Annotated in this window: 5 protein-coding genes and 1 pseudogene; all 6 read left to right on the forward strand. The window is 65.9% G+C overall.

All coding sequences use genetic code 11. The features are described 5' to 3' along the window. Positions 1–251: 251 nt before the first annotated feature. Positions 252–1889 (forward strand): ShlB/FhaC/HecB family hemolysin secretion/activation protein, encoded by a 1638-nt coding sequence (locus tag VM94_RS08850; RefSeq protein WP_200899208.1) that lies wholly within the window; start codon positions 252–254, stop codon positions 1887–1889. 56 nt (positions 1890–1945) lie between these two features. Next, a complete protein-coding gene (locus VM94_RS08855; protein ID WP_046683179.1) occupies positions 1946–3727 on the forward strand; it encodes a DUF2341 domain-containing protein in 1782 nt (593 codons plus the stop codon). Positions 3728–3740: 13 nt separating this feature from the next. Continuing rightward, positions 3741–4151 (forward strand): ExbD/TolR family protein, encoded by a 411-nt coding sequence (locus VM94_RS08860; RefSeq protein WP_034753784.1) that lies wholly within the window; start codon positions 3741–3743, stop codon positions 4149–4151. A gap of 10 nt (positions 4152–4161) precedes the next feature. Then, the gene (locus VM94_RS08865) at positions 4162–4878 is read left to right on the forward strand and encodes an energy transducer TonB family protein (RefSeq protein ID WP_235432883.1); all 717 of its coding nucleotides are present in this window, start codon (positions 4162–4164) and stop codon (positions 4876–4878) included. 36 nt (positions 4879–4914) lie between these two features. Further along, entirely contained in the window at positions 4915–6651 is a 1737-nt protein-coding gene (locus VM94_RS08870; protein ID WP_046683180.1) for a putative porin, read from the forward strand. A gap of 6 nt (positions 6652–6657) precedes the next feature. After that, positions 6658–7008, forward strand: a pseudogene (locus VM94_RS08875) (hypothetical protein); the annotation flags it as partial.

Here is a 7008-nt window from a genome sequence, read left to right on the forward strand (position 1 = left end):
CCAGCTACCAGCCGGCCGGCGTGGTGCAGGTGCTGGGCGCGGGACCGTTGACGGCGCCGCAGCTGCAGGCGCTGACGCCGAACGAGCGGCGCGGCTTGCAGCCTTGAGCGGAGTTTTATGAACATTTGATGACATTCGGCAGTCGCCGCGCGCGGCGGCTGTCTAGGCATCAGTAGATCAGCATTAACAGAAAAAACGCCGGCCCAGCGCCGCAACACAGGGCAACCGTTTGATTTTAAGGTGAATGGAAGATGCGTGAAATGACAACCAAGGGCAGGGGCGTGCCGCCAGCGGCGCCTGCAAGGGCCTTGACGATGCTGTGCCTGGCCATGCTGGCGCTGCCCGGCATGGCGCGCGCGCAGGATGCGGTGCCGGCGGCCGCGCCCGTCGCCGGGCCGGAACGGCAACTGACGATCGAGGAATACCTGGTGCGCGGCAATACCGTGCTCGACGCGCGCGCCATCGAAGAAGCGGTCACGCCCTTCCTGGGGCCGGGCCGCACCCTGAAGGACGTGGAAGGGGCGCGCGACGCCCTCGTCGCGGCCTATCAGGCCCGCGGCTACCAGTCCGTTTACGTGGACTTGCCGGAGCAGCAGGTGGAGCAGGGCGTGGTGGTGCTGCAGGTGAGCGAAACGAAGGTGGGGCGCTTGCGCGTGGTCGGTGCGCAATACAACTCGCCGCTCGATGTGCGCCAGCAAGTGCCGGCCCTGACGGAAGGCAAGGTGCCCGATTTTACCCAGGCGCAGGTGGAATTGACGGCCCTGAACCGGGGGGCCAAGCGCCAGGTGATGCCCTTGGTCAAGCAGGGCAGCCTGCCCGGCACCATGGACGTGGACTTGAAAGTCGAGGACAGCAGCCCGTGGCGCGCCAGTGTCGGCTTGAACAACGATTACAGCGCCGATACCAAGAAGCTGCGCAGCAGCATCTCGCTCGGCCACGACAACCTGTGGCAGATGGGGCATAGCGCCACCATCAGCTTTTTCGGCACGCCGGGTGACTTGAACCAGACCAAGGTGTGGTCGGCCTCGTACGTGGCGCCGATCGGCACGCAGGGCTGGAGCGTGGAAGCGACCGGCTACCAGTCGAACAGCAATGTGGCCAGCACGGGCGGCACCAGCGTACTGGGCAAGGGCCATGCGCTGGGCATGAAGCTCAATTACACGGTGCCCAACAGCGGCATCTGGTGGCACAGCTTTAGCGGCGGCATCGATTTCAAGGATAACCAGGAAGCGTTGCAATTGAATGGCGCCGGTTCCAGCGTGCCCTTGAAATACGTGCCGCTCAGCGTGGCCTACAACGGCTTTGCGCAGACGGAGACGGCGACCTACGGCCTGGGCCTGTCGCTGGTGGCCGGCACGCGCGCCGCGTTCGGCTATGGCAGCAACAGCGCCGCCTACGACAACAAGCGCTACAAGGCCTCGCCCAGCTTCCTCGTCCTGAAGGGCGACGCCAACGCCACCACCACCCTGGGCAGTGGCGCGCAGCTGTACGGCAAGCTGGCGGGCCAGCTGGCCGACGCGGCGCTCGTGTCGGGCGAACAGATGGCCGCCGGCGGCGCCAATTCCGTGCGCGGCTACCTGTCGGCCGAAGCGACGGGCGACTACGGTGTCTCGGGCACCGTCGAATGGCGCACGCCCCAGCTGACGTATTTCAGCCGCCTGGAAAACTGGCGTCTGTTTGCCTTTGCCGATGGCGCGCGCCTGCGTCTGCGCGACCCGCTGCCGGAACAGAAAGACCTGTTCGGCCTGGCCTCGGTGGGTGTGGGCAGCAGCTTCCAGTTCCTGCGCTACCTGAATGGCCGCATCGATTTCGCCTATCCGCTGCGCGATGGCCCGCGCACGCACAAGCACGTGCGCCGCATCAATTTCAACCTGTCGGCCAGCTACTGACGGGCCAGCTCACCAGCACCGCACTTTTTTAGACTTTTCTTCGGAGAATCACTGTCATGCAACGTCTTTTTTTCCTGCTCACGATCCTGGGCACGCTCGTTCCCGGCCTGGCGCATGCCTGGTGGCAGCCCGACTGGGCTTACCGCAAACCCGTCACCGTCGACGCCGGCCCGAAGGCGGGCGCCGTGGGCGGCGATCCCGGCCGCATTCCCGTGCTGCTGCGCTTGCATTCAGGTAATTTCAATTTCGAAGGCGTCAGCGACAACGGCGCCGACCTGCGCTTCGTGGCGGGCGACGATAAAACCGTGCTGAACCACCAGATCGAGCAATTCAATCCGCTATTGGGCATCGCCCTGATCTGGGTCGACGTGCCGGCCCTGACGGCCGGTACGCCGCAGCAGCTGTGGATGTACTACGGCAATCCGAAAGCGCCCGCTTCCGGCAATGGCCAGCGTACTTTCGACCCCGACTACAGCCTCGTGTACCACTTCACCGAGCCTGGCGTGCCCTCGCGCGACAGCACCGCCTACGGCAACCATGCCCAGACGGCCGTGCCGGCGCTCGACGGCTCCGTCATCGGCGCCGGCGCCCGCTTGGGCACCACGCCGCTGATGCTGCCCGCTTCGCCATCGCTGGCGCTGGCCGCCGGCGCGCCATTCACCTTCTCTGCCTGGGTACGCCCGGACAGCCTGGGCGCGCAGCAAGTGCTGTACGCGCGCCGCGATGGCGCCAATGAATTGCTGATCGGCGTGGACCAGGGCGTGCCTTTCGTGCAGGTCAATGGTCAGCGCAGCAAGCCGGGCCAGCCTATCCAGGCCGCGCAATGGTCGCACCTGGCCGTCAAGGCCGACAAGAACAACGTGGCCCTGTACGTGGGCGGCCGTCCGGCCGTGTCGCTGGCCACCGCCTTGCCAGCCTTCGCCACTGCCGCTTCCGTGGGCGCCGATGCGCCGCCGGTCGCCGCCGGCGCCGCCACCCTGGCCAACTTCACGGGCGCCATCGACGAGCTGCGTCTGTCGCGCACGGCCCGTCCCGACGCCCTGCTGCTTGCCGACGCCGTCTCGCAAGGTTCCGAATCGCGCCTGGCCGTGTTTGGCGCCGATGAACAGCAGGCCGGTAAAAGCCATTTCGGCTTCATCATCGCAGCCATGCCGCTCGACGCGTGGATCGTCGTCGGCGTGCTGGGCCTGATGATGGTCCTGTCGTGGATCATCATGATCGGCAAGGGCCGCAGCTATGGCGCCATCTCGCGCGCCAATGCGCAATTCATGCAGTCGTTCCATGAAGCGGCCGGCGCGCCGCTCGACCATTTGTCGCGCAACGGCAAGCTGAGCGCTTCCGTGAAGGCCGATTCCTCGCTGTGGCGTCTGTATGACGTGGCCATCGACGAAATGCGCCGCCGCCACGACCGCGGCTACGACTTGAACGCCGTCTCGAACGCGACCATCGGCGCCATCCGCGCCGCCATGGATGGCGTGATGGTGCGCGAAAGCGAGCGCATGTCCAAACGCATGATCTGGCTCTCGACCACCATCGAAGGCGCACCGTATGTCGGCCTGTTCGGCACCGTGATCGGCATCATGCTGGTGTTCGTCGTGGCGGCCATGGCGGGCGCCGTGGACATCAACTCCGTGGCGCCAGGCATGGCTGCCGCGCTGCTGTGTACGGCCGCCGGCCTGGGCGTGGCCATCCCTGCCCTGTTCGGCTACAACTGGCTGTCCTCGCGTTCGGACGCCATCGTTGCCGACATGGCCGTGTTTGTCGACGAATTCGCCACGCGCCTGGCTGAAGAGCAGGGCGACGGACGCCAGATGCGTCCCGTGCTGCAACAGGCGTGAGGGGCGCATAACCATGGCCACCTCCGCCAAATTTACCCCCCGCAAGCGTAGCGGCGGCATCAACATCACGCCCTTCGTCGACGTGCTGCTGGTGGTGCTGGTGATCTTCATCTTGACCAGCAACGCCAGCATTCCCGGCATCAAGGTCGACCTGCCCAAGGCCAGCTCGGCCATGGCGCTGGAAAAACCGAAGACCAAGGCCATCACCATCGATAACGCGGGCCAGGTCTTCCTCGACGCCTATCCCGTCACCCTGCCCGAGCTGGAAGAGCGCCTGCGCACGGAAAAGGCGCTCACGCCCGACTTCCCCGTGATCGTGCGCGGCGATGCCGCGGTGCAGTACGCGAAAGTGGTTGAAGTGCTCGATTTGCTGCGCCGCATCGACCTGAACCAGGTGGGCCTGGTGACCGGCAAGCCGGCATGAGGAGCGCAAGGTGAAGCGTGACGACATGATGAAGATGGCCGCCCCGGAATCGTCGGGTGCGGCGCAGTGGTGGCGCCGCTGGGGCGGCGTGGCCGGCGGCGCGCTGCTGGCCGGCGCGCTGGTCGCGCTGGTCTGGTATTTGCTGTCGGACACGGCCGCCACCAAGCGCGAAGTGGCGGCCCCGCCGATGCTGATGCTGCCACCGCCGCCACCGCCGCCGCCGGAACCGGAAAAACTGCCGGAACCGACGCCGGACAAGGTGGTGCCGGAAGTGTCGGAGCCGGAACCGACGCCGGCCGACAAGCCCATGGATGACGCGCCGGAAAGCCCGTCGCCTGACAAGGGCGACCCCGTCACGATCGACGGCGCGGCGCAGGCAGGCAGCGACGCCTTCGGCATCCAGGCCGGGCGCGGCGGCGGCATGACGGGCGGCGGCGGTGGCGGTGGGCTGGGCGCGGGATCGTATGGCCGCTATGTCGCCAACGCGCTGCAGCTGGCCTTTGCCCGCGACCCGCGCACGCGCCAGCTGGCGTTTAGCGACATCCGCGTCGACCTGTGGCTCGATACGGAAGGCAAGACGACGAAAGTGCAGCTGGTGCAAGGCACGGGCAATGCGCAGACGGATGAGCAGGTACTGGCCATGGTGCGCGATTTCCGCGCCGATGAGCGGCCACCGGCATCCCTGCGTTTCCCGGCCCGCGTTTCCATTAAAGGTCGGCGCCCATAAGCGCATGAACTAATTCCTCATTTACCGAAAGAAGCGATGAATTCCTTATTTTCTTCCCCACAGCGTGCGCGCCGCCTTCCGCTGGCGCTGGCTGCCCTGGCCCTGAGCGTGGCGGCAGGCGCGGTACAAGCCCAGACGGCACCGGCCGACAGCACCATGGTCAAGCTGATTCGTGGCCTGATCCAGAGCGGCGCCCTGAACAAGGATGCCGGCGAAGCGCTGCTGGCGCAGGCGCAGAGTGAAGCGCTGGCACAAGCGCAGGCCCGTCCGGCCGCCGCGCCGGCCGCCCTGGCGCAAGTGCAGCCGGGCGACGTGCGCGTGCCGTATATTTCGCAAACCGTGCGCGAACAGATCCGCGACGACATCAAGGGCCAGGTCATGGCTGAAGCGAAGGCGGGCGGCTGGGCGGCGCCGAATGAAACGCCGGCCTGGACCAAGCGCATCCGCCTTGAGGGCGACGTGCGCGCGCGCTACGAATCGCGCTATTACGACATGGCCAACAGCAATATCGAGATCGACTGGCGCTCGCTCAACAGCGGCAGCGGCTACGACGTCAACTCGAACACCAACCTGGCCCTGCCGGCGTTGCTGAACACGCGCGAAGACCGCAAGCACTTGCTGCGCGCGCGCGCGCGCCTGGGCATCCTGGCCGACATTTCCGACACCACGCAGGCAGGTATCCGCCTGGCCAGCGGCAATGACGACAGCCCCGTGTCCACCACGCAAACCCTCGGTGGCGGCTTGGGCAAGAAAAACATCTGGCTGGACCAGGCCTGGCTGTCGTACCAGCCCGCCTCGTGGCTGAAACTGACGGCGGGCCGCTTCGACAATCCGTTCGTCTCTGGCGACGAACTGTTTTCCAGCGAACTCAATTTCGACGGCATCGCCGCCAAGGTGCAGCAGCCGGTGGGTGCCAGCAAGGACGTCATCGTCTTCGGTACCCTGGGCCTGATTCCGCTCGAGTATTCGTCCGACAATGCGCCTAGCCGCAGCCAGGCAAAAATGTCCAGCGAAAACAAATGGCTGCTCGGTGCGCAAATGGGCGCGTCGTGGAAGATCAATAGCGACCACCAACTGCGCGGCGCCTTGGCCTACTACAACTTCCGCAACATCAGCGGCGAATACTCGCAGCCGTGCGCGCTGTACGCGGGCGCCGATGGCTGCAGCACGGACTGGTCGCGTCCATCGAGCATGCAAAAGGGCAATAGCTTGATGTTGCTGCGCAATATCGCCTTGAACCCGCTGGACCCGGCCAATACGCCGCAGCCGCAATTCGTGGGCCTGGCGTCGAAGTTCCGCCTGGCCAACCTGAATGCGCGCTGGGATAGCAAGGTCGCCGGCGGCACGGACTTGCGCATCGAAGGCGATTATGTGCGCAACATGGCTTACGACAAGAACGAAATGTGGGCGCGCGCCAAGGGCGGCATCATGAACAACTTCGGCGGCACGGGCGGCGTGTCGCAAGCCGATTTCAAGAGCGGCGGCAATGCCTACATGCTGCAGGCGACCCTGGGCAAGGCCAGCCCGGCGGCCCGCGGCGACTGGAACGTTTTACTCGGTTACAAGCGCATCGAACCGGATGCCTTGCCTGACGCCTACAACGATTCCACCTTCCACCTGGGCGGCACGAATGCGCGCGGCTACTACCTGGGCGGCGCCTATGCGCTCGACAAGAATACGTGGCTGAACGGCCGCTGGACGTCGAGCCGCGAAGTGTTCGGTTCGGCACTGTCGATCGACACCCTGCAAATCGAATTGAACGCGCGTTTCTAAGGAGCCATGATGTTGATATCCAACAAAATGCGCCTGCCTTTACTGCTGCTGAGCTTGCTGGCCGCCAGCACAGCCCAGGCGCAGGCGCAAAAGGGGCAAAGCATGGAAGAGCGTTTGCGGGCCGAGTTGCGCAATGTGACGGCGCAATTGCAGCAGACGCGCGGCGAGCTGGAATTGCTCAAAGCCAAGGGTGTACCGGCCGCGAAGGCGGCGCCCGCTGCGGCCGCGCCCGCCAGCGACGGCTTGAAAAAGGAGCTGGCGCGCAGCCAGTCGCAACTGGCGCAGGAGCGCGCGCAGCGGGAAAAACTGGGCGAGCAGCAACAGCGCAGCACGGCCGCCGCGCAAGAGGCGGCCGCC

The sequence above is a fragment of the Janthinobacterium sp. KBS0711 genome (assembly GCF_000988085.1).
In the GTDB taxonomy this organism is placed as follows: Bacteria; Pseudomonadota; Gammaproteobacteria; order Burkholderiales; family Burkholderiaceae_D; genus Janthinobacterium; species Janthinobacterium lividum_E.

Excerpts from the sequence above, each read along its gene's own strand:
- VM94_RS08850 (WP_200899208.1), top strand. The coding sequence starts at position 252 with ATGCGTGAAATGACAACCAAGGGCAGGGGCGTGCCGCCAGCGGCGCCT.
- VM94_RS08855 (WP_046683179.1), top strand. The coding sequence starts at position 1,946 with ATGCAACGTCTTTTTTTCCTGCTCACGATCCTGGGCACGCTCGTTCCC.
- VM94_RS08860 (WP_034753784.1), top strand. The coding sequence starts at position 3,741 with ATGGCCACCTCCGCCAAATTTACCCCCCGCAAGCGTAGCGGCGGCATC.
- VM94_RS08870 (WP_046683180.1), top strand. The coding sequence starts at position 4,915 with ATGAATTCCTTATTTTCTTCCCCACAGCGTGCGCGCCGCCTTCCGCTG.